General features: G+C 68.7%; 24 protein-coding genes, 1 tRNA gene and 1 pseudogene. 10 read left to right on the forward strand and 16 right to left on the reverse strand.

The window, feature by feature from the left end; translation table 11 throughout:
• Window positions 1-247, reverse strand: a pseudogene (locus OMP43_RS15475) (hypothetical protein); the annotation flags it as partial.
• A gap of 154 nt (window positions 248-401) precedes the next feature.
• Between OMP43_RS15475 and OMP43_RS15480 the strand changes: the two are divergent.
• The 4 genes from OMP43_RS15480 (at window position 402) to OMP43_RS15495 (ending at window position 3,740) form a co-directional block, all read left to right on the forward strand.
• Window positions 402-491, forward strand: a tRNA-Ser gene (locus tag OMP43_RS15480).
• Window positions 492-686: 195 nt separating this feature from the next.
• Entirely contained in the window at window positions 687-1,472 is a 786-nt protein-coding gene (locus tag OMP43_RS15485) for a FadR/GntR family transcriptional regulator (protein ID WP_280280419.1), read from the forward strand.
• Between the two features lie 127 nt (window positions 1,473-1,599).
• Window positions 1,600-3,171, forward strand: a complete 1,572-nt coding sequence (locus OMP43_RS15490) for an aldehyde dehydrogenase (NADP(+)) (RefSeq protein WP_280280420.1) — start codon at window positions 1,600-1,602, stop codon at window positions 3,169-3,171.
• A gap of 140 nt (window positions 3,172-3,311) precedes the next feature.
• Window positions 3,312-3,740: a nuclear transport factor 2 family protein gene (locus tag OMP43_RS15495; protein ID WP_280280421.1), complete on the forward strand. Its 429-nt coding sequence runs from the start codon at window positions 3,312-3,314 to the stop codon at window positions 3,738-3,740.
• Between the two features lie 33 nt (window positions 3,741-3,773).
• Here OMP43_RS15495 and OMP43_RS15500 read toward each other — a convergent pair whose 3' ends face one another.
• The 4 genes from OMP43_RS15500 to OMP43_RS15515 are packed head-to-tail and all read right to left on the reverse strand — an operon-like array spanning window position 3,774 to window position 9,610.
• Entirely contained in the window at window positions 3,774-4,814 is a 1,041-nt protein-coding gene (locus OMP43_RS15500; protein WP_280280422.1) for an aldose epimerase family protein, read from the reverse strand.
• A 5-nt stretch (window positions 4,815-4,819) separates the two neighbouring features.
• Window positions 4,820-7,282 carry a glycoside hydrolase family 3 protein gene (locus tag OMP43_RS15505; protein WP_280280423.1) on the reverse strand — a complete coding sequence of 821 codons (2,463 nt, stop codon included), beginning with the start codon at window positions 7,280-7,282 and terminating at the stop codon, window positions 4,820-4,822.
• 43 nt (window positions 7,283-7,325) lie between these two features.
• The gene (locus OMP43_RS15510; RefSeq protein WP_280280424.1) at window positions 7,326-8,846 is read right to left on the reverse strand and encodes an ABC transporter permease/substrate-binding protein; all 1,521 of its coding nucleotides are present in this window, start codon (window positions 8,844-8,846) and stop codon (window positions 7,326-7,328) included.
• Window positions 8,843-9,610, reverse strand: a complete 768-nt coding sequence (locus tag OMP43_RS15515; protein WP_280280425.1) for an ATP-binding cassette domain-containing protein — start codon at window positions 9,608-9,610, stop codon at window positions 8,843-8,845. The genes OMP43_RS15510 and OMP43_RS15515 overlap by 4 nt, the downstream gene beginning before the upstream one ends.
• Window positions 9,611-9,666: 56 nt before the next feature.
• Between OMP43_RS15515 and OMP43_RS15520 the strand changes: the two genes are divergently transcribed.
• Complete coding sequence (locus OMP43_RS15520) at window positions 9,667-10,446, forward strand: SDR family oxidoreductase (RefSeq protein ID WP_280280426.1); 780 nt, start codon at window positions 9,667-9,669, stop codon at window positions 10,444-10,446.
• The gene (locus tag OMP43_RS15525) at window positions 10,443-10,985 is read left to right on the forward strand and encodes a hypothetical protein (RefSeq protein WP_280280427.1); all 543 of its coding nucleotides are present in this window, start codon (window positions 10,443-10,445) and stop codon (window positions 10,983-10,985) included. The genes OMP43_RS15520 and OMP43_RS15525 overlap by 4 nt, the downstream gene beginning before the upstream one ends.
• Before the next feature lie 566 nt (window positions 10,986-11,551).
• On the opposite strand, the gene OMP43_RS15530 is transcribed toward OMP43_RS15525, so the two are convergent.
• Window positions 11,552-11,842, reverse strand: coding sequence for a 4a-hydroxytetrahydrobiopterin dehydratase (locus tag OMP43_RS15530; protein ID WP_280280428.1), 291 nt, complete (start codon window positions 11,840-11,842; stop codon window positions 11,552-11,554).
• 45 nt (window positions 11,843-11,887) lie between these two features.
• On the opposite strand from OMP43_RS15530, the gene OMP43_RS15535 reads away from it, so the two are divergent.
• Genes OMP43_RS15535 through OMP43_RS15550 form a run of 4 tightly spaced genes read left to right on the forward strand, consistent with a single transcriptional unit; the run spans window position 11,888 to window position 13,993 of the window.
• On the forward strand, window positions 11,888-12,280 hold the full coding sequence (locus OMP43_RS15535; protein ID WP_280280429.1) for a metallopeptidase family protein: 393 nt from the start codon (window positions 11,888-11,890) through the stop codon (window positions 12,278-12,280).
• The gene (ccmA, locus tag OMP43_RS15540) at window positions 12,277-12,843 is read left to right on the forward strand and encodes a heme ABC exporter ATP-binding protein CcmA (RefSeq protein ID WP_280280430.1); all 567 of its coding nucleotides are present in this window, start codon (window positions 12,277-12,279) and stop codon (window positions 12,841-12,843) included. Before OMP43_RS15535 ends, ccmA begins: the two co-directional genes overlap by 4 nt.
• On the forward strand, window positions 12,840-13,478 hold the full coding sequence (locus tag OMP43_RS15545) for a heme exporter protein CcmB (protein ID WP_280280431.1): 639 nt from the start codon (window positions 12,840-12,842) through the stop codon (window positions 13,476-13,478). Before ccmA ends, OMP43_RS15545 begins: the two co-directional genes overlap by 4 nt.
• On the forward strand, window positions 13,478-13,993 hold the full coding sequence (locus OMP43_RS15550; protein ID WP_280280432.1) for a barstar family protein: 516 nt from the start codon (window positions 13,478-13,480) through the stop codon (window positions 13,991-13,993). Before OMP43_RS15545 ends, OMP43_RS15550 begins: the two co-directional genes overlap by 1 nt.
• Here OMP43_RS15550 and OMP43_RS15555 read toward each other — a convergent pair.
• From OMP43_RS15555 to OMP43_RS15600, 10 genes are all read right to left on the reverse strand, one after another.
• Window positions 13,990-14,286 carry a hypothetical protein gene (locus OMP43_RS15555; RefSeq protein WP_280280433.1) on the reverse strand — a complete coding sequence of 99 codons (297 nt, stop codon included), beginning with the start codon at window positions 14,284-14,286 and terminating at the stop codon, window positions 13,990-13,992. The two genes, OMP43_RS15550 and OMP43_RS15555, sit on opposite strands and share 4 nt — an antisense overlap.
• Window positions 14,286-15,155, reverse strand: a complete 870-nt coding sequence (locus OMP43_RS15560) for a class I SAM-dependent methyltransferase (RefSeq protein ID WP_280280434.1) — start codon at window positions 15,153-15,155, stop codon at window positions 14,286-14,288. The genes OMP43_RS15555 and OMP43_RS15560 overlap by 1 nt, the downstream gene beginning before the upstream one ends.
• A 64-nt stretch (window positions 15,156-15,219) precedes the next feature.
• Window positions 15,220-16,611 (reverse strand): threonine synthase, encoded by a 1,392-nt coding sequence (gene thrC / locus OMP43_RS15565; RefSeq protein WP_280280435.1) that lies wholly within the window; start codon window positions 16,609-16,611, stop codon window positions 15,220-15,222.
• Window positions 16,612-16,743: 132 nt separating this feature from the next.
• On the reverse strand, window positions 16,744-17,271 hold the full coding sequence (locus tag OMP43_RS15570; RefSeq protein WP_280280557.1) for an HAD family hydrolase: 528 nt from the start codon (window positions 17,269-17,271) through the stop codon (window positions 16,744-16,746).
• A gap of 5 nt (window positions 17,272-17,276) precedes the next feature.
• Complete coding sequence (locus tag OMP43_RS15575; RefSeq protein WP_280280436.1) at window positions 17,277-17,900, reverse strand: SURF1 family protein; 624 nt, start codon at window positions 17,898-17,900, stop codon at window positions 17,277-17,279.
• The gene (locus OMP43_RS15580) at window positions 17,897-18,319 is read right to left on the reverse strand and encodes a DUF983 domain-containing protein (protein WP_280280437.1); all 423 of its coding nucleotides are present in this window, start codon (window positions 18,317-18,319) and stop codon (window positions 17,897-17,899) included. The genes OMP43_RS15575 and OMP43_RS15580 overlap by 4 nt, the downstream gene beginning before the upstream one ends.
• The gene (locus OMP43_RS15585) at window positions 18,300-19,202 is read right to left on the reverse strand and encodes a cytochrome c oxidase subunit 3 (protein WP_280280438.1); all 903 of its coding nucleotides are present in this window, start codon (window positions 19,200-19,202) and stop codon (window positions 18,300-18,302) included. The genes OMP43_RS15580 and OMP43_RS15585 overlap by 20 nt, the downstream gene beginning before the upstream one ends.
• An 86-nt stretch (window positions 19,203-19,288) precedes the next feature.
• Window positions 19,289-19,849 carry a cytochrome c oxidase assembly protein gene (locus OMP43_RS15590; RefSeq protein WP_280280439.1) on the reverse strand — a complete coding sequence of 187 codons (561 nt, stop codon included), beginning with the start codon at window positions 19,847-19,849 and terminating at the stop codon, window positions 19,289-19,291.
• Window positions 19,846-20,025: a hypothetical protein gene (locus tag OMP43_RS15595; RefSeq protein WP_280280440.1), complete on the reverse strand. Its 180-nt coding sequence runs from the start codon at window positions 20,023-20,025 to the stop codon at window positions 19,846-19,848. Before OMP43_RS15595 ends, OMP43_RS15590 begins: the two co-directional genes overlap by 4 nt.
• Window positions 20,022-20,924: a heme o synthase gene (locus OMP43_RS15600; RefSeq protein WP_280280441.1), complete on the reverse strand. Its 903-nt coding sequence runs from the start codon at window positions 20,922-20,924 to the stop codon at window positions 20,022-20,024. The genes OMP43_RS15595 and OMP43_RS15600 overlap by 4 nt, the downstream gene beginning before the upstream one ends.
• Window positions 20,925-20,949 lie beyond the last annotated feature (25 nt).

Consider the following 20,949-nt stretch of genomic DNA (forward strand, 5'->3'; position numbering starts at 1 on the left):
GGGCCTGGCCGGCGGGGCCGGGCGGCTGCTGTCGCGCGGGATAGGGGTCGTCCTGCGCGGGCGGCGCGTCCTGGCGCTGCTGCGCGGGGGCGGCATAGGGGTCCCGCGCGGGCGGCGGGGTGTGCAGGTCCGAATCGATCGCGGTGTTGGGATCGACCGTGGTCATCTGCTGCTGCGCCGCGGCGGGCACGGCGCCCATCGCGAGCGCGGCCGTCGCCGCCGTCAACACCAGATCCCGAACGCGCATGGTCGAATTACCCCAGCCCAGCAGATGCCCGATCTATAGAGGGCGCGGCTGTCCCGGCAATGAACGAGCGGCGGATCGAGTCGATTTCACGTCAAGCTGGGCGTTGATTGCTCGGAAACCCCTCGCTATAGCGCTCGCCTTCGAGCCGTTATCCGGAGACGTGGGTGAGTGGCTGAAACCAACGCTTTGCTAAAGCGTCATACGGGAAACCGTATCGAGGGTTCGAATCCCTCCGTCTCCGCCAACTCGACAAGCCAATGATATTACAGCCTTTTCCCAAGGCATCGCGCCAAGGCCGGCGGTTTTGCGTGCCCGGCATTTCCAACTTTTCCTACGATCGGCGCGGCTCTTGGCAGTGGGATGCAAAGGGCCTAGGGATTCGGACCATGCCCAGCTGGCAGACGAAATCTTCCGTCTTCGCCATCGCCTAGGAAATTCGATGCGAGGCGCTTCCTCCAAGCTCACCGAAAGAAAGCCCCGTTCGCGCAAGCCCCGGCCGCGTTCGCTGCGCCTGCATGGCACCGTCGCCCGGACGCTCGGCGTCCGCATCGTCTCGGGCGAGATCGCGCCGGGCGAGATCCTCGACGGCGAGATCGCCGCGAGCGAGCAGTTCAAGGTCTCCCGCACCGCCTATCGCGAGGCGATCCGCATTCTGGCGGCCAAGGGCCTGGTCCATTCCCGTCCGAAGATCGGCACCCAGGTAAGCCCGCGTCGCGAATGGCACCTGCTCGATCCGGACGTGCTCAGCTGGATCTTCGCCGGGGCGCCCGACGATGCGCTGATCGAGAGCCTGTTCGAGCTGCGTCGCATCGTCGAGCCCGATGCCGCCCGTCTCGCCGCGTTGCGCCGCACGCCCGAGCAGCTTGCCCGGATGCAGCAAGGGCTCGCCGGCGTCGATCGCCATGGCTTCGACTCCGAGGAAGGGCGATGCTGCGACGAAGCGTTCCACTCCGCGCTGCTCGAGGCTTCGGGCAATGATTTCATCATGTCGCTCACCAGCGGCGTGGCCGCGGCCATCGAGCTGACCACCGCGTTCAAGCAGCGGCACCTGCCCGCCCCGCACGACGCGCTGCCGGTGCACCTCGCGGTGCTCGAGGCGATCGAGGCGCAGGATGCCGAACGCGCGCACGATGCGATGGCCCGCCTGGTCGAGCGCGGTTTCCAGGACACGATGGAAGCGCGCAAGCCCGTGAACAGCGTCGGCAGCCGGCGCGCCGCCCGCTGAGCACCGGTCCGATCGCTCCGCCCCCCAACTTCGCAGGCGCGCCCGATTGCTTTTTGGCACGGCGCTGCCTAAGTCCCGCATGGGCAATGTTACCGCTAACGTAAATCGGAAAGACAGGAGAGCAGGCATGGCGCTGACCGGCGAATTGTTCATTGCTTCGAAGCGGGTGCGCCGCGATGGGCCGGGCTTTCGGGCCGTTGCCGCCTCGACCGGCGCGTCGCTGGAGCCGAGCTTCGACATGGCGACGCGGGAAGATGTCGAGGCTGCCGCGGCTGCCGCCGAGGCCGCTTTCCCCGCCTACGCCAATCTGCCGCGCGAGCAGCGTGCCGCCTTTCTGGAGGCGATCGCCGACGAGATCGACGCATTGGGCGAGACGCTCACCGAGCGCGCGATGCAGGAAAGCGGCCTGCCGCACGCCCGCCTCACCGGCGAGCGCGGCCGCACGTCGGGCCAGTTGCGGCTCTTCGCGAGGGAATTGCGCCTCGGCGAGTATCTGCGTGCGCGCATCGATCACGCGATCCCCGATCGGCAGCCTGCCCCCAAGCCCGACCTGCGCCTGCGCATGATCCCGCTCGGCCCGGTCGTGGTGTTCGGCGCTTCGAATTTCCCGCTCGCCTTCTCGGTCGCGGGTGGCGACACCGCCTCGGCCCTCGCCGCGGGCTGTCCGGTGATCGTGAAGGGGCATTCCGCGCATCCCGGCACGTCGGAGCTGGTGGCCGGAGCGATCGCTCGCGCCGTCGAGAAGACCGGCATGCCCGCAGGCACATTCTCGCTGATCAACGGCGCCGGCAATGAAGTCGGCGCGGCGCTCGTCTCCGATCCGCGGGTCAAGGCGGTCGGCTTCACCGGCTCGCGCGGCGGCGGCACGGCGCTGATGAAGATCGCCGCGAACCGTCCCGTGCCGATCCCCGTCTATGCCGAGATGAGCAGCATCAACCCGGTATTCCTGCTGCCGCATGCGCTCGAAGCGCGGGCCGAGGCGCTGGGCAAGGGCTATATCGCCAGCCTGACCATGGGCGCCGGCCAGTTCTGCACCAATCCCGGCCTCGTCCTGGCGCTGGAGAGCCCGGCGCTGGACCGCTTCCTCGCCGCGGCGACCGAAGCGGTGTCGGGCGTGGCGGCGCAGACCATGCTCACCCCCGGCATCCTCAAGGCGTATGAGAACGGTGTGGCCCGCTGGGCCGCCGCGCCGGGGCTGACTCGGGTCGCCCAGGGCCAGGAAGGTTCGGCCAGCTGCGGGCGTGCCGCGCTGTTCACCATGACCGGCGCGGACTTCATCGCCGATCCCAGCCATGCCGAAGAGGTCTTCGGCGCCGCCTCGCTGCTCGTGCGCTGCGCCGATCTGGACGAGATGCTCGGCGTCGTCTCGCTGCTCGAAGGCCAGCTCACCGCGACGCTGCATCTCGAGGATGCCGATACCGAGACCGCGGCCAGGCTGTTGCCGATCCTCGAGCGGCTGGCCGGCCGCATCCTCGCCAATGGCTGGCCGACCGGTGTCGAAGTGACCGACGCGCAGGTCCATGGCGGGCCGTTCCCGTCGACGGCGGACGGCCGCAGCACGTCGGTCGGCACGCTGGCGATCGATCGCTTCCTGCGCCCGGTCGCCTATCAGGACCTGCCGGCGGCGCTGCTTCCCGCCGAACTGCGCGATGGCGATGCGGGCGTGCCGCGCCGCATCGACGGCAAGCCGACGCTATAGCCTCTATCCCGCTTCCCGCCCGGGAAGCGGAAGGAGCCCGGAGTGCCGTTCGTCCCGTCCGCCGGGCGTTCGGCCCGGGCCGGGTGCGCGGCCCCATGGCATGGACCAGGCTGGAGACCTCCCCGCAACCGGAGGTCTTCATGCGCTCCCTGATCCTCGCCGCCAGCCTGATCCTCGCCGCCCCGCTCGCCCATGCGCAGGACAAGGACGAGGCCGGCGCGCGCGCCGCCGTGAACCACTATCTCGCCGGCCATGCGACCGGCAGCGCGGCCGAGTTCGGCGCGGCCTTTCATCCCAAGGCGATGCTCTACTGGAACCGCGACGGGAGCTTCGCCGAGCGGACGCTGGCCGATTTCATCGCCGCCGCGGCGACCGGAAAGCCGGCGGTGGACGAGGCGCAGCGCAGGCGCTGGATCGAGAGTCTCGACGTTACCGGCAATGCCGGCATGGCCAAGGTGGTGCTCGATTATCCGAGCGTGCGCTTTGTCGACTATCTCTCGCTGGTAAAGGCGGATGGCGAGTGGCGCATCGTGAACAAGATCTTCCAGGCCGACCGGAAAGAGCAATGACGCGGGCCCTTCCTCCTCTGCCGGGGAAGGAAATCAGGAAGCGAACGCCTCCTCGATGCTGGCGGCGGTGCGAAACCGGAAGGCGATGTCGTGGCGGTATGGCGCGCCCGGATCGAGCCGGGGCGAGGGAAAGTCCGGCCGGTTCGGGCTGTCCGGAAATTTCTGCGGCTCCAGGCAGAGCCCGGCACGCGCCGCATAGCCTTGCCCGCTCGTTCCCGGCGCGCCGCCGGCAAGGTGGTTGCCCGAATAGAATTGCAGTCCGGGCTCGCCGGAATGGAGATCGAGCACGCGGCCCGAGCCGGGATCGAACAAGGTCGCCACCCGGCGGACGCGCCCGTCCGCGCCGTCGATCACGAAATTATGGTCATAGCCCTGGCCGTGCCGAAGCTGCTCGTCGTCCGCATCGATCTCCGCGCCGATTCGCCTGGGCATGCGGAAATCAAAGGGCGTGCCGGTCACCTCGGCCAGCGCGCCGGTAGGGATCAGCCCGGCGTCGATCGCGGTGGTCCGGCGTGCGGGGATGCGCAGCAGGTGATCGAGGATCGTCGCTCCGCTCGCCTCGCCGGCCAGGTTGAAATAGGCATGATGCGTGAGATTCACGACGGTTGGCGCATCGGTGGTCGCGGTCAGGCGGATCGCCAGCCCGTCCGCTTCGATCACGTACTGGACCTCGATCGTCAGCGTGCCCGGGAAGCCGTTATGCCCCGCGGGACTGATGTGGCGGAACCTGGCCGAGTCCTCGGATCGCGCCGTCAGATCCCAATATTGCTGGTCGAGACCGAACGGCCCCGAATGAAGACTGTTCGCTCCGTCATTCGCCGCGAGACGATGGGTGACGCCGTCGAGCGTGAAACGCGCCCCGCCGATGCGGTTGGCATAGCGGCCGGTCACCGCGCCGTAAAAGCGCGGCGGCCCGCGATACTCCTCGAGGTCCGCGAAGCCGAGTACCACATTCGCCGGATTGCCCAGGCGGTCCGGCACTTCGAGCACGCGCAGCGCCGCGCCGAGCGTGATCAGCTCGGCGCGATAGGGGCCGCGGGCGATCGCGACCGTCTCGATCCGATCGCCCGCCATCATCGTCACTTGGCGCCGGGGCAGATCGAGTTGGCGGGATCCGACACGATCCGCGCATCGGCCAGGCTGAACGCCAGCGGTCCCGAGGCGCCGATCACCACCGGGGCCGAGACGGCATGCATGTCGGTGCCGTTCGCCTGATAGCATTTGAGCAGGATCTTCACCGTGCGCCACTTGCCGGTCTCGCCGGTGAACAGGCCAGTGGCATCCAGGCCCTTGCCGTCGCCCATGCCGAGCGTCACCGCGCCGGTCGCCGCGCGATCGAGGCGGTAGGTGAGAGCCAGCGACAGGTCGCCATTGGCTTCGCGGCCAAGGTTGATCGGCGCGCCGCCGCCGATGCTCAGCCGGGCCGGGCCGCCGGTCCAGCTCAGCTGCTGCGCGCCTTCCTGGGTCTGCGGTCCATCGATCGGGGCGCGGGTGATCTTCGCTTCGGTGGCGAAGGCGAAGGGCTTGGGCGTCACGCCCTTGGCGAAATAGACGCTGGTGTTGAGCGCCGAGGCGTCGAAGCCGGGCTCCTCGCCCAGCGTCGCGACCGTGCCCGGCGCGGCGTAGCGCAACCCATAACCGAGCGCGAACAGCGGATCATAGCCCGGATCGCCCTTGTTGAGCGTGAACTGGCCGGCGCCCTTCGGCCAGCTGAACGACAGCGTGCCATGAAAGTCCTTGCGCGGCTTGCCCGCCTTGTCGCCGATGATCACGTCGGCGACGCCCGCGCCTTCGCTGCCCGGCAGCCAGGCGGCGACGAAGGCGTCCGAGGCATTGATCTCGGGGTTTACCCAGAGCGGCCGGCCCGAGAGGAACACCGAGACGGTCGGCACGCCCGCGGCCTTCAGCTTCCGGAGCATGGCCAGCGCCTGCTTGTCGCCGGGCTGGAACTCCAGCGTCGCGATGTCGCCGCGCATCTCGGCATAGGGTTGCTCGCCGAACACCACGATCGCGACATCGGGCCTGGCGGTGAAGCTGCCGTCCGCCGAGAGCGTCGCGGTGCCGCCGCCGGCCTTCACTGCCTCGGCGATGCCGGCGAAGATCGTCTGGCCATTGGGGAACATCGAATTGTCGTTGCCGTCACCCTGCCAGCTCAGTGTCCAGCCGCCGGTCTGCTGCGCCATCGAATCGGCACCCGGGCCGGCGACCAGCACGTTCGCCGATGCCCTGATCGGCAACGCGCCCTGGTTCTTCAGCAGCACCAGCGACTTGGCCACCGCTTCGCGGGCGATCGCGCGATGCTCGGCATTGCCCAGCACGCCGGCCTTGCCCTCATAGGGCCGGGCGGGATCGAACAGGCCGAGCTTCACCTTCACGCGCAGGATGCGGCGCACCGCGTCGTCGATGCGGGCCATCGGGATCGTGCCGTCCCTGGCGTGGCGGACGGTGCTCTCGAACAGGCCCTTCCAGCTGTCCGGCGCCATCGCCATGTCGAGCCCGGCGTTGAAGGTCTGGGCGCAATCCTCCTTGGTGCAGCCAGGCACCTGGCCATGGCCGTTCCAGTCGCCGACGACGAAGCCCTGAAAGCCCATCCGGCCCTTCAGCACATCGGTGAGCAGCGACGTGTTGCCGTGCATCTTCGCGCCGTTCCAGCTCGAATAGCTGGCCATCACGGTGAGCGTGCCGGCCTGGATCGCCGGGACATAGCCCTGGGCGTGCGTCCCGATCAGCGCTTCCTCCGAGAGGCGGGTATCGCCCTGGTCGATACCGTCAAAGGTGCCGCCGTCGCCGAGGAAATGCTTGGCCGACGCCGCGACACGGCCTTGCTGAATGCGGTTCTTCGTGCCGGGCGCGCCCTGCAGACCGAGGATCATCTCGCCGGCATAGGCGCGGACCACCGCCGGGTCCTCCGAATAGCCTTCATAGCTGCGCCCCCAGCGATCGTTCTGCGGGACGGCGAGCGTGGGGCCGAACGCCCAGTCGGGCCCGGTCGCGGCGGTCTCTTCGGCGGTGGCCTTGCCGATGCGGCGGATCAGCGCGGGATCGCGCATCGCGCCGAGGCCGATATTGTGCGGGAAGATCGTCGCGCCGATCACGTTGTTGTTGCCGTGCACGGCGTCGATGCCGAAGATCAGCGGGATCGGCTGGTGCTTGCCGCGCGGCTCCATCGCCACCTTGCGGAAGGCCCGGGCGGTCTCGACCCAGGGAGCCTGGGGGGAGCGATCGGGCGCGCCGAGCGGCGGCGAGCTGCCGCCCGCCAGGATCGAGCCGAGCGGATACTGGCGCAGTTCCTCGGGCTTCATCGCGCCGATGTCCGCCTGGATCATCTGGCCGACCTTCTCCTCCAGCGTCATCTGCGCCATCAGGTTGGTGACGAACTTCTCGGTCGCGGGGTCGACCAGGCCCTGCGAGCCGGCGGTCGGCCATTTGGCAGGATTGGCGATCTGCTGGCCAGACAGCGTTGTCGGCGCATGCTGCGCAAAAGCGGGCGATGCGGCCCAGATCATGGTGGTCGACAGCAGAAGCTTCAGGCCTGGCCGCATTTCACTCTCCTCTTTCTTATATTCTGGTAGCGATAACAGAAATTCATCGGGCTAGTCCACGCTCCAGCCAGCGGGCGGCCGCGTCGGGGCTTGCCTTGTCGTCGTCGCGATCGACCATATAGTTGGCCCGCCGCATCCGCTCGACCGGGATCGCGCCGATGAGCGGCCTGAGCGCCGCCTGGAAGCGCAGGTCGTCGGCGCGGCCGGGAGCGAGCAGCAGGATCGCATCATATCCGGGGATCGCGCCCTTGGGATCGGCCAGCACGGTCAGCCGGTCCGCCGCGATCCTGCCGTCCGAGGAGAAAGCGGGGATCACGTCCGCGCTGCCCGAGGCAAGGGCGCGGTACATGAAGGTCGGCTGATAGGGATGGGCGGACTTGAAGCTCAGGCCATATGCCTTCTTCACCGCCGCCCATTCGGGCCGTTCGAGGAACTCGACATCGGTGGCGAGGTTCAGGCTGCCCGCGACCGGCGCCAGATCGGCGATGCTGGCGATGCCGCGCCTCCTGGCATCGTCGCTCCGCATCGCGAAGGCATAGGCGTTCTCGAACCCCAGCGAGCCGAGCAGCGTCACCTTGTGCCGGTCGCGGGCCCAGTCCGCGACGCCGCGCACGATGGCGTCACGCGGCGGCACGTCGCTGCGCCGCATCTGGTTGGTCCAGATCGTGCCCGAATAATCGACATAGACATCGACATCGCCGCTCGCGAGCGCGCTGAACGCGACCGCGGAGCCGAGCCCTTCCCGGTAGCGGACCTTGTATCCCGCCGCTTCCAGCCGGTGCCCGATCAGCCGGGCGAGGATATATTGCTCGGAAAAGCCCTTCGCGCCGATGGTGACGGTGCCGCGTGCCGCCGGCAGCGCGGGGACGAGCGCCAGCGCCATCGCGACCAGCAGCGTGCCGAGGCCGCCCCACGCCAGCCCCCGCTTCCGCTTCGCGATCCCGTGCTCGGCCAGTCCCAGCAGCCCGTCCACCGCCAGCGCGAGCGCCGCGGCGGCGATGCAGCCGGTCAGCACCAGCGACCAGTTCTGCGTCTGGAGGCCGGCGAAGATCAGGTCGCCCAGGCTCGGCTGACCCACCGTGGTCGACAGCGTCGCCGCACCGATCGTCCACACCGCGGCGGTGCGGATGCCGGCCATCAGCACCGGCAGGATCAGCGGCGCCTCGACCAGGCGCAGCTTTTGCGCCGCCGTCATCCCCACGCCGTCGGCCGCCTCGATCACCGCGGGATCGATGTTCGCCAGCCCGGTGACGCCGTTCCGCAGGATCGGCAGCAGCGCGTACAGCGACAGCGCGAGCAGCGAGGGCAGGAAGCCCAGCGCCGGAATGCCGCCGCCGACCAGCGTCGAGAGCGAGAGCAGGATCGGATAGAAGAGCGCGAGCAGGGCGAGGCTCGGAATCGTCTGGACGAGGCTGGCAAAGCCCAGCGCGACGCGCCCCACCAGCCGGTTGCGCGCCGAGATCACCGCCAGCGGCAGCGCGATCGCCAGCCCGAGCAGCAGCGCCGCCAGCGCCAGCAGCAGATGCTGGGCAAGCAGCTCGGGCACGCGGGCCAGCGGATTCACGCCTCCAGCTCCGCCAGCCGGTGCGCCTGTTCGCGCGGCACGGCGACCAGCGCGTCCGCCGCCGCGCCGCCCTTGCCGGCGAGCAGCTCGCGCGGCGTGGCATCGGCGACGATCCGGCCCTTCTCCATCACCAGCACGCGATCGGCGAGCAGCAGCGCCTCGGCCATGTCGTGCGTGACGAGGATGGTGGTGAGGCCCATCCGGTCGTGCAGCGCGCGGATCGCCTTGCCCAGCCCGTCGCGGGTGACGGGATCGAGCGCGCCGAAGGGCTCGTCCATCAGCAAGATGCCCGGCCCCGTCGCCAGCGCCCGCGCCACGCCCACGCGCTGGCGCTGCCCGCCCGAAAGCGCGTCCGGCATGCGCCCGGCCGTCTCGGGCGGCAGCTCGACCAGGTCGAGCAGCTCGAGGACCCGCGCCGCCGTCTCCTTCTCGCCCGCCAGCCGCAGCCCGATGGCGATGTTCTCGCCCACCCGCATGTGCGGGAACAGGCCGACATTCTGGAAGACATAGCCGATCCGCCGCCGCAGCGCCGGCGCCGGGCCGGCATCCACCGGCGCTTCGCCCACCAGCACCGCGCCTTCGCTCGGCACGATCAGCCGGTTGACCATCTTGAGCAGCGTCGACTTGCCCGATCCCGAGGCGCCGACCAGCGCCACGAAGCTGCCCGCCGCCACGTCCAGCGACACGCCGTCCACGGCTCTCACGCCCCCCGGCCAGACCTTGCTGACATTTTTGAAGGTAACGGAGCGGCTTTGCTCTGGCATCGCGGCGCTTTGTGCGGGATGAAATGGCAAAGGTCAAAGACAGGAGAGGCGAGGCAATGGCCAAGGCGGCATTCATCACGGGCGGCGCATCGGGGATCGGCCTCGCCGTCGCGAAGAGCCTGGCAGCGGACGGCTGGCTGGTCGGCCTGGCCGATGTCAACGCGGCGGGGCTGGAGGCGGCAAAGGCTGCGATCCCGGGGGCCGAGACCTATGCGATGGACGTGCGCGACCGCGACGCATGGCAGGCCGCGCTCGCCGATTTCGCGAGCCGGAGCGGCGGCCGGCTCGACTTCCTGTTCAACAATGCCGGGATCGCGGTGGGCGGCCAGCTCGAGACCATGTCCGACGCGGACATCGATCGCGGCCTTTCGATCAACATCAACGGCGTCGTCCATGGCGCGCGCGCCGCGCACGGCCTGCTCAAGGCCACGCCGGGATCGGCGATGATCGTCACCAGCTCGGCCGCCGGTATCTCGGGCAATGCGGGCATGTCGATCTACAGTGCCGGCAAGTTCGCGATGCGCGGCTTCGCCGAGGCGCTCAATGCCGAATGGGGACAGGAGGGCATCTATGTCGGCTCGCTGATGCCGAGCTTCATCGAGACGCCGCTGCTCAACCACGTCACGCAGGATTCGAACCGCAACGTGCGCGAATCGGTGCGCGCCGCCGGGCTGGAGATCACCCCGGTCGACGAAGTGGTGAAGACCGTCCGCCACATGCTGGACGCGCGCAAGGCAGTGCACACCCGCGTCGGCAAGACCGCGCACCGGCTCTGGTTCATGGCGCGCTGGATGCCCGGCACGCTGCGCAAGCTCCAGCAACGGGCATTCAAGTGAGCGGGCGGGAGGGCTCGGCCTCCCGGCGCCCGATCTTCCACCGCGACCGGATGGAATATTGGGCGTTCGTCGGCCAGATCGTCAGCGCGCTCGCGGTGGTGCTCTCGCTCGTCTTCGTCGGGATCCAGCTCTACGAGAGCAACCGGGTGGCGGCGCGCAGCGAGGCGAACGACACCCAGGCGCAATGGGCGGCCTTTCGCGCGTCGATCTATGGCTCGCGCGACATCGCCGAGATGTTCCGGGCCGGCATGGACGGCAGCCGGCCGCTCGATCCCGCCGACCAGCTGCGCTTCGACTATCTGATGCGCGAGCATGGCTGGGCGACCTATCAGGTCTGGCAGCGCGTCCAGGAGGGGCTGATGCCCCGCGCGCATTACGAGCAGGGCCAGGGCCTGGATTTCGTGCGGGTGATCTGCACGCCCGGCGGCGCGGCCGTCTGGGCCCGGATCAAGGCCGAGCTGCCCAGGCCCTATGCTGCCGACACGGACCGCCTGGCGGCGGACTATGCGCGCGCCAGCAAGCTGCACTGCGGATCCTAGGCTGATAGCGCCAAGCAGGCGGGAAAGGTCGCGAAGGTCGCGCTCGCAACGGCTTCCCGCCGCGCGGCGCGCAACGATGCTGGGCTCGCGGGATCCTGCTTCGCCTACCGGTCAAAGAGCGGCCGGACGCGAGCCCGGCCGGACCGGCCAAGCAGGCGAAATCCTACATTGCAAGCAGAGCGCGCCGGCCATTGCCGGTATGGAGAACGGACCCTGGGTTGGGGACTCATATTCTCCGTTGTCATCCTCGCTATCCCTTCAACCGTCATCCCCGCGCAGGCGGGGATCCAGGGCCAAGGGCAAGGACGGCGAGGCTCGCTTTGCCGTTTCCGGCAAGCATCCGCGTGATCGCTTCGATCGTCCCCTACTATCCTGGATCCCCGCCTGCGCGGGGATGACGGGCGTTGCTGATTGAGTCGTGGCCCTAGGTTGAGAACCCAAACAAGTATTTGATTTTCTACCGTCATCCCGGCCTTGAGCCGGGATCCCGCTTCTTCTTGCGCTGGCGAGACAGCGGGACCCCGGCTCAAGGCCGGGGTGACGAAGGAGGAATATGAGTCCTCAACCTAGAGCAGCGCGTCGATCGCCTGCGCCATCTGGATGTCGCGGGTGGAGAGGCCGCCGGCGTCGTGCGTGGTCAGCAGGATGTCGACCTTGTTCCACACGTTCGACCATTCGGGATGATGGTCCGCCTTCTCGGCGAGCAGCGCGACGCGCGCCATGAAGCCGAAGGCCTGGTTGAAGTCGCGGAACGCGAAGTGCCGGGTGATCGCGTCGCGCGCCGGATCCCATTGCCAGTCGGGCAGCGCCGCGAGCGATTCCTCGCGAAGTCCATCCGTCAGACGCGCCACCATCATTGCCTCCCTTGCCGTAGCTCCATTGTCCGGCCTATTCCCCCCGGCATGACCGGGCAAGCCCCAGACGCCGCCGCGATCGAGCGCCTCGCCCGCGCCGCCCTCGCACGCATTCCCGAACCGTTCCAGGCGCATCTCGCCGATATCGTGCTGGTGATCGAGGATTTCGCCGATGACGAGACGCTCGACGCCATGGGCATCGAGGATCCGTTCGACCTGACCGGCCTGTATCGCGGCCGGCCGCTGGGCGAGAAATCCGCCTGGGACGGCATGACCATGCCCGACGAGATCCATCTCTATCGCCGCCCGCTGCTCGACGAATGGGTGCATACTGGCGTGACGCTCGAATCGCTGGTCAACCATGTCGTGGTGCACGAGGTCGGCCATCATTTCGGGCTTTCCGACGACGACATGCACGCGCTGGAGGACAGCGCCGAGTGACGCGCCTGGCCCTGCGCGGTGTCGCCTGTCTGCGCGGGGGGCGGCTGTTGTTCGAGGGGCTGGACCTCGCGCTCGCGGCGGGCGAGGCGGCTTTGGTCACCGGGCCGAACGGCGTCGGCAAGTCGAGCCTGATCCGCATCGCCGCCGGGCTGCTCGCGCCCGCTGCCGGCAGCATCGAATGCGAAGGCGCGCGCGCCCTGATGGCCGAGGCGCCGGCGCTCGATCCCGAATTGCCGCTCGGCGCGGCGCTGCGCTTCTGGGCCGGGATCGATGGCCGGCCCGATGCCGTGCCGGAAGCGCTGGCGGCGGTGGGGCTGGCCGATCTGGCGCCGGTGCCCGTGCGCCTGCTTTCCACCGGGCAGCGCCGCCGGGCGGCATTGGCACGGGTGGTGGCGAGCGGCGCACCGGTCTGGCTGCTCGACGAGCCCGCCAATGGGTTGGATATCGCTTCGATCGCGCTGCTCGAGGGGCTGATCGCCGGGCACCGCGCCGCCGGCGGCATCGCCTTGGTCGCCACGCATTTGCCGGTCGCGCTGCCCGATGCGCGCGAGGTGGCGCTGTGAGCCTCTATGCCGCCCTGATCCGGCGCGAGCTGCGGCGGGCCTGGAGCACGGGCGGGCTGGCGCTGCCGGTCGTCTTCTTCCTGCTCGTCGCGATTCTCTTTCCCTTCGCGGTCGGCCCCGATGCGCAGCTGCTCGGCCGCATCGCGCCGGGCGTGATCTGGGCGGCGGCGCTGCTCGCGGCGCTGCTGCCGGTCGAGCGGCTGGTGACGCCCGACCTGGAGAGCGGGATGCTCGACCAGCTCGCGGTGCGCGGGCTGCCCGATGCCGGCGTGGCCGCCGCCAAGGTGGCCGGCCATTGGCTGGGCTTCGCGCCCGCGCTGCTCGCCGCGACGGTGATCGCCGCGGGCCTGCTCCAGCTGCCGGGTGATGCACTGGCCCCGCTGCTGCTTGCGCTGCTGATCGGCACGCCGGGCCTGGCGGCGCTGGGCGTTGCCACCGCTGCACTGGTCGCCGGGCTGCGCGGGGCGGGTGCGCTCGCCGGACTGGTGATGCTGCCCTTCGCCGTGCCGCTGCTGATCTTCGGCGCCACTGCCGACCAGCCGGGCGCGCTCAAGCTGCTCGGCGCGGTGAGCCTGTTGCTGGTCGCGGGCTGCCCGTTCGTCGCGGGCGCGGCGGTGCGGATGGGGCGGAGTTGATGTTCACGGAAGCCGACTGTCAGGGGCGGCCGGATTGGCATTTGCTGCAGAACGGCGCAGTGAATCTCTTCCATGATCCGGAGATCCTGGCGCGGGCGCGGGCCGATCTGGCTTCGCTGGGTTACGAACTGGCTGAAATATCGTGCCGCGAAAGCATGTCGAGCTTCGAACGGCAATTCTCCGACCTGCTGCACTGGGAGGACCAGTTCGGCTATGCACCCTGGTCAGGGAAGCTCGATGCGCTGAACGACGGGATGAGGGACTATCCCTTTGGCGCTTCCGAGCGGAGCGCGCTGGTCATTGACGGGTTTCACCGGCTCGCTTCGAAGGATGCGGCATATGCGCATGGCTTGCTCGATATCCTGGAGTCCGCAGCGCGGGACCATCTTCTCTTTGGCAGGACGCTTGTCGCACTGATCCAGACCGACGATCGCAGCTACCATGCGTCGGGCCTTGGCGCGCGGCGTGCCAACTGGAACTCGCGGGAGTGGCGGCCCCTCCGTCCGTACGACTAAGCCTCCGGCGGCAGTTCGTCGCCATAGACGACCATCGCCGAGCCCTCCGCCAGCGCATCGGCGGCGGCGGCGCGCAGCACGGGATCGTCGGTCGCGCCCGGGTCGGCGACTTCCATGCCCTTTTCCAGCCGCACCAGCATCCAGCCCGTGCCGAGTGCGACACCGGCGGCCTTGGCCTGCGCTTCCTCGAAGCTGTCGGCCGAGACATAGATCAGCATCGCATGGCGTCCGCCCGGCCGGCGGCCCTCGACAGTGTCCGCCACCGCGGTGGCGAGGAAGACCGAGAGGCCCATCAGCGGCTCCAGCGCGCGAAGATCGCGGTCGGCAGCTCGAGCCCGCGCGCTTCCTCGCGCACCGCCAGCTCGCCGCATTCCACCTTGCCGGGCAGGTGCGCGACATGCTGGCGCAGCAGCTCGCCGATCGCCAGCGCCGACATGCGCACGGCATAGACGGTCAGGAACAGGAAGCACGAGTTCGCGTCGAGCAGCTTCGCCGTGTCGGCGATCAGTCCGGGCAGGCCTTCTTCCAGCTTCCAAACTTCGCCGTTCGGGCCGCGGCCCCATTTGGGCGGATCGAGGATGATCCCGTCATAGCGCCGTCCGCGCCGCACCTCGCGCGCGGTGAACTTGGCGGCGTCGTCGATCATCCAGCGGATCGGCAGGTCCTCCATGCCCGAGAGCGCGGCATTGGCCTTGCCCTCGGCGACCGATTTCTTCGAGGCATCGACATGGGTGACCTTCGCGCCCTTGGCCGCCATCGCCAGGCTGCCGACGCCGGTATAGCCGAACAGGTTCATGAACTCGGGTGCGTCCATCCCGTCGACCTGGCTGCGCATCCAGTGCCAGACCGGCGCCATGTCCGGGAAGAAGGCGAGGTGGCGGAACGGCGTGTTCTGCGCGGTGAAGCGCACTTCCTCCCAGGCGAGCGGCCAGCCTTCGCCCGGCACCGGCTTGGTATAGTTCCAGCGGCCGCCGCCATCCTCGTCGGAGCCGGGGATGAATTCGCCATGCGCGTCCCAGTTGTCGGACGCCGGCGCCCACATCGCCTGGGGCTCGGGGCGGATGAAGCGATATTTGCCGTAGCGCTCGAGCTTGCGGCCATGGCCGCTGTCGACCAGCCCATAATCGGCCCAGGGCTCGCCGGTGAGAGTGATAAGGTCCATGGGGGGTCTTTAATTGGATACGGCGAAGACGCCAATTCCTCCCCGAGACAAGCTGGGGGAAGAACTAAGGGCGCGGCTTGGCGATGCCGGCGATGTATTCGCGCACCGCGTCGAGCGTGCCCGGCAGCACGTCGTAGCGCTCCTGCCGGTCGAACAGGTCGCCCACCCGTGCCGGCAGCCCCGGCCGCACGCCGGTCGCGCGTTCCACCGCGTCGGCGAACTTGGCCGGATGCGCCGTCGCCAGCGTCACCACCGGCACATGGGCGGGGATGTCCGCCCGGCGCGCGGCGGCCAGGCCGATGGCGCTGTGCGGGTCGATCACCTGCGCGGCTTCGGCCGCGGCCCAGCGCATTGCCGCGTTCATTTCGTCCGGCGCGATCCGGTCGCTGGCGAAGATCCCGGCGGCGCCCTGCTGCTGCGCATTGGTGAGGCGCATCGCACGCGTGCTCTCGAAACCGCGCATCTGCTCGGCGACGCTGGTGCCGGCCAGATCGAACAGCAGCCGCTCGAAGTTCGAGCTCACCTGGATGTCCATGCTCGGCGCCGCGGTCGGCGTGACGGTGCCCGCCGAATAGTCGCCGTTCGCCAGCGCGCGGTGGAGGATGTCATTGACGTTGGTGGCGACGACCAGCCGCTCGATCGGCAGGCCCATGCGCGCCGCGACATAGCCGGCAAAGACATCGCCGAAATTGCCGGTCGGCACCGCGAAGGCGACCTTGCGCGCCGGCGCGCCCAGGCGGACGGCGGCGTAGAAATAATAGACCACCTGCGCCATCAGCCGGGCCCAGTTGATCGAGTTGACCGCGCTGAGGCGGAAGCGGCCGGAAAAACCCGCGTCGTTGAACAGCGTCTTCACCATCGCCTGGGCATCGTCGAAGCTGCCCTCGATCGCGATGTTGTGGACATTGGGCGCGAGCACCGTGGTCATCTGGCGGCGCTGCACGTCGGAGACGCGGCCCTTGGGGTGCAGCATGAAGATGTCGACGCCGTGCCGCCCGGCGACCGCGTCGATCGCGGCGCTGCCGGTGTCGCCCGACGTCGCGCCGACGATGGTCAGCGGCTCGCTGCTGCCGGTCAGGAACTTCTCGAAGAGCAGGCCGAGCAGCTGGAGCGCCACGTCCTTGAAGGCGAGCGTGGGCCCGTGGAACAGCTCGAGCAGGAAATGGCGATGGTCGAGCTGGACCAGCGGCGTCACCGCGGCCTGGGCGAAGCGGCCATAGGCCTGCTCGCACAGCGTGCGCAGCTCCTGTTCGCTCAGATCGTCGCCGGTGAACGGCGCCATCACCCGGACGGCGGTCTCGACATAGGAAAGGCCCTGCAGCCCCTCGATGTCCTCGCGACTGAAGCTGGGCCAGCGCGTGGGGACATATAGACCGCCGTCGCTCGCCAGGCCGGCAAGGGTCACGTCACGGAAGCCAAGCAGCGGCGCACTGCCTCGGGTGCTCTGATATTGCATGAGGGCGGGGCCTAGCGGGCGTGGAGGGCGCCAGCAAGCAAGACTAGCTTTAGCCGGCCCGTCCTTCGATCATGCCCCGGGCGGCATCCCGCCAGCGCCGCTTCTCGACGCGGCGCACGTTCGCGCAATCCTTCATCGCATGCAGATAGGCCTGGAGCAGCAGCAACCGCCATCTTCCGGATCGCCTTCGAACGGACGCGGGTAAATGGCATTGCCATAGTTGCGGGCGCACTTCTCCGGCGTGTCGTCGACGATCAGGATGCGCTCCAACGGCCAGCCGCGCTTCCGGACCTTGGTCAGCGGCTTCAGATAATGCCGGTGATCGTCGGGGTAATGGAAATGGCGGTCGTCGGCCATGGGCAGGCGGCCCAGCGTGGCGCGGCTCCGGCCCCAGATGAAATGGAGGTGGGATGGATCGGGAAAGATGTGCCGCACCATTTCGACGACATAGCGATCCGATGCCGATGACCAGATCGCCAGGTCGTACCAGTCCGCGCACGCGGCAAGGAAGGCATCCAGATGCGGGCGCCGGTACACATGATAGCCGAATATCTCGAAATCGGCGGGACGATCCAGCGGCGTTTCGCGGGCATGGATCAGCGTTTCGTCGAGGTCGAGGATGAGCAGGCCCTTCCGGCCTGGCGGCGTGCCGCCCGCCATGCCCGTCACGCCTTGGGCTGCTGCCGCCATCTGAGCGCGAGCAGGTAGATCACCGAGGCGACCAGCGCGAACAGGAACCATTGCACCGCATAAGAGAGATGGTTGTTCGGCACGCTCGACAGGTCGGGCTTCGCCGTCGGCGCCAGGCCCGGCGCGGCGGTGGCCGAGATCAGCATCAGATGCTTGGGCTCGCTGTCGAACAGCCCGGCGAGGAGCGGGCGGTGATCGGGGGCATGGGTGATCGTGCCGGCCACCTGCCCGCCCTGCCACACCGGCTGGAACTTGGGATCGGGCGCCACGCCCATGTCGACCAGCAGCACCGGCCCCTCGGCGCCGGTGCGGCACTGCGCGACATGGCGATAGCCATTGGTGCCGTCGGCGGCCCGCCCGCCCTGGCTCTGCCAGCCGACCACCTGGAGGCAGAAGGCGCTGGCCCGGCGGAACAGATACTGGTCGCCCACCGGCAGGCGGGGAAAGGCCATTTCGGGCTTGTCGAAATTGGCGGCGTAGAGCGTCAGCGCGTCGTGCTTCTCCGCGCGGCGCTGGAGCTGCCAGATGCCGAGCCCGATCATCGCGGCGACGGCAAGGGTGACGATGATCGTCGGGATCAGTGGCAGGCGCGGCATCATTCGCCCCGCACGCGCCCTTCGCCCGCACGGTTGCGATATTCGAGCGCGAGCAGCAGGCCCTTGGAGAAGCGCAGCGCCAGGATCACCAGCGCCGTGGTGATCGGGATCCAGAGCAGCGCATGGATCAGCACGCCCGGCCGGAAGCCGAACTCCACCCATAGCGCCAGCGCCGTGACGAGCGCGCCGATGCCCAGGGTAAGGAACACGACGGGCCCGTCGCCGACGTTGAACCGGGTGAAGTCGAGCTCGCAGGCGGTGCACCGGTCGGCAAAGCCCGTAAAGCTGCGGAACAGCGTGGGCGCGCCGCAGCGCGGGCAGGCTCCCCGGGCCCCCGAAAGGATCGGGGGAGGCGATGCTGGACCGCCTCCCCCGGAAATGCCGTGCGTGCCGTCGGTCACGTCAGCCGTGGACCGGCGCACCCCAGCCGCCCCAGACATAGATGGAGGCGAACAGGAACAGCCACACCACGTCGACGAAGTGCCAGTACCAGGCCGCCGCCTCGAAGCCGAAATGCTGCTTCGGCGTGAAGTCGCCCCGATAGGCACGGACCAGGTTCACGATCAGGAAGATCGTGCCCACGATCACGTGGAAGCCGTGGAAGCCGGTCGCCATGAAGAAGGCGCCGCCATAGCTCGAGCCGCCTTCGGACCCGGCATGGAAGGGGAAGGGCGCCTCGCTATATTCATAGGCCTGCAGGCAGCTGAAGGTGATGCCCAGGATCACGGTGAGCCACAGGCCCTTCTTGACCGTGTCGTTCTCGCCCACGCCGATCAGGCCCCACAGGCCCTTCTTCTCGCCGCCGCGCTCATTGTGGATCAGCCCGTGATGCGCCCAGGTGACGGTGCAGCCCGAGAGCAGCAGGATCAGCGTATTGAGCAGCGGGAACTTCCAGGCATCGAGCACTTCCATGCCCTTGGGCGGCCATTGCCCGCCCACCGCTTCGACGTGCGAAGGGAAGAGCGCGAAGTCGAACCAGGCCCAGAACCAGCCGACGAAGAACATCACTTCGGAAGCGATGAACAGGATCATGCCGTAGCGCAGGTGGAGCTGCACGATCGGCGTGTGATCGCCGGCATGCGCCTCCTCGATCACCTTGCCCCACCAGCCGAACATGGTGAACGCCACGCCGACCAGGCCGGCCAGGAACACCCAGCCGCCGCCATTGTCCTTCTCCGGGGAGATATGCGCGCCGTGCATCCACATGATCGCGCCCGACGCGAGCACGAGCGCCGAGAACGAGCCGAACAGCGGCCAAACGCTAGGCGGAAGGATATGGTACTGGTGATTCTTTGCCCCGGCCATCGAACTTCCCTGCTCCTATTTTGCAGCAAGCTTTACGGTGCGAAATCGCTTCCCGCAACAATAGTCGCGCGCGTCCGGCGCCGGCGTCAATGGGCCTTGGCGGCGGCTTCCTTCACTGCCGGCGATTCGGCCGGATAGAAGGTGTAGGAGAGCGTGATCTCCTGCACGTCGCGCGTGTCGGGATCGTCGAGGATCTTGGGATCCACGTAGAAGATCACCGGCATCCGCACCGTCTCGCCCGGCTTCAGCGTCTGCTGGGTGAAGCAGAAGCACTGGATCTTGGTGAAGTATTTGCCGACGAAGACCGGCGTGACGTTGAACGTCGCCGTGCCCGTCACTTCATGGTCGGAGGTGTTGGTGGCGGTGAAGAACGCCATGTCGCGCCCGCCGATGTCGATCGTGTCCGATCGCCGCTCGGGCTGGAACTTCCAGGGAATGCCCTTGGCGACGTTGCTGTCGAAGGCGATGGTGATCTTCTGGCCGACGCTGCCCGGGGCGCGGGCCCCGCGCTGGGTGGTGCCGTTCAGCCCGGTCGCCTCGCAGAACATGCGGTAGAGCGGCACCGCCGCGAAGCCCAGGCCGGTCATCGAGCACACGCCGATCCCGGCGAGGATCGCGACGCGCAGGTTCCGGCTGATGCGGATCATCCGGCATGGCCCAGCTGGATCTTCACGATCGAGATCGCGAAGACGAGCACCACGAACAGGCCCAGCAGCACCGCCATCACCCGGGCCCGGCCGCGCTGGCGGGCGCGGATCAGCTCGGCCTCCTCGACCGGCGTCGCCGGGGCCTTGGACGGAGTCGGGATCAGATCATCGGTCATGCGAACCACCTGTCGACGACGAGCGCGCCGAAAATGACGAAGAGATAGAGGATCGAGAATTTGAACAGCCGCTTCTCGGGCGCCATGCCGTCCCCGGGCTCGGCGCGGCGGGCCGCCACCTGCACCGCCATGGCGAGGAACAGGCCGGACATCGCCGCCGCGACGATCCCGTAGATCGGCCCGGCGAGCCCCAGCGGCCAGGGCGCGGCCGCGCATAGGATCATCGGGATCGTGTAGAGCCCGATCTGGATCCGCGTCGATTTCTCGCCGGCCACCACCGGCAGCATCGGCACCCCGGCATTGGCATAGTCGGTCTTCACGAACAGCGCGAGCGCCCAGAAATGCGGCGGCGTCCACAGGAAGATCAGCGCGAACAGCAGCACCGGCATCAGCGTGACGTCGCCCGTCGCCGCCGCCCAGCCGATCATCGGCGGAAAGGCCCCGGCCGCGCCGCCGATCACGATGTTCTGCGGCGTGCGGCGCTTGAGCCAGATCGTGTAGACGAACACATAGAACAGGATCGACGCGGCGAGGATGAGCGTCGCCACCAGGTTGATCGCGAAATACATCAGCGCGAGGCTGAAGCCCGCCAGGCCGACGCCGAAATGCAGCGCCGACTGGCGCTCCATCCGGCCGGCCGGCAGCGGGCGCTGCTGCGTTCGCTTCATCTTGGCGTCGAGATCGGCCTCATACCATTGGTTGAGCGCCCCCGCTGCGCCCGCGCCCAGCGCGATGCACAGGATGGCGGTGAAGCCCAGCACGGGATGGATCGGCACCGGCGCGGCCAGCATGCCGCACAGCCCGGTGAAGACGACGAGGGTCATCACCCGCGGCTTGGTGAGCGCGAGGAAGTCGCGCCAGTCGGCGGGCAGGGTGACGGTGGCGGAAGCGGTGCTCATGGTCGTGCGCCGGCTATAGGGCCGG

The sequence above is a fragment of the Sphingomonas sp. CBMAI 2297 genome (genome assembly GCF_029870595.1).
Lineage (GTDB): Bacteria > Pseudomonadota > Alphaproteobacteria > Sphingomonadales > Sphingomonadaceae > Sphingomonas.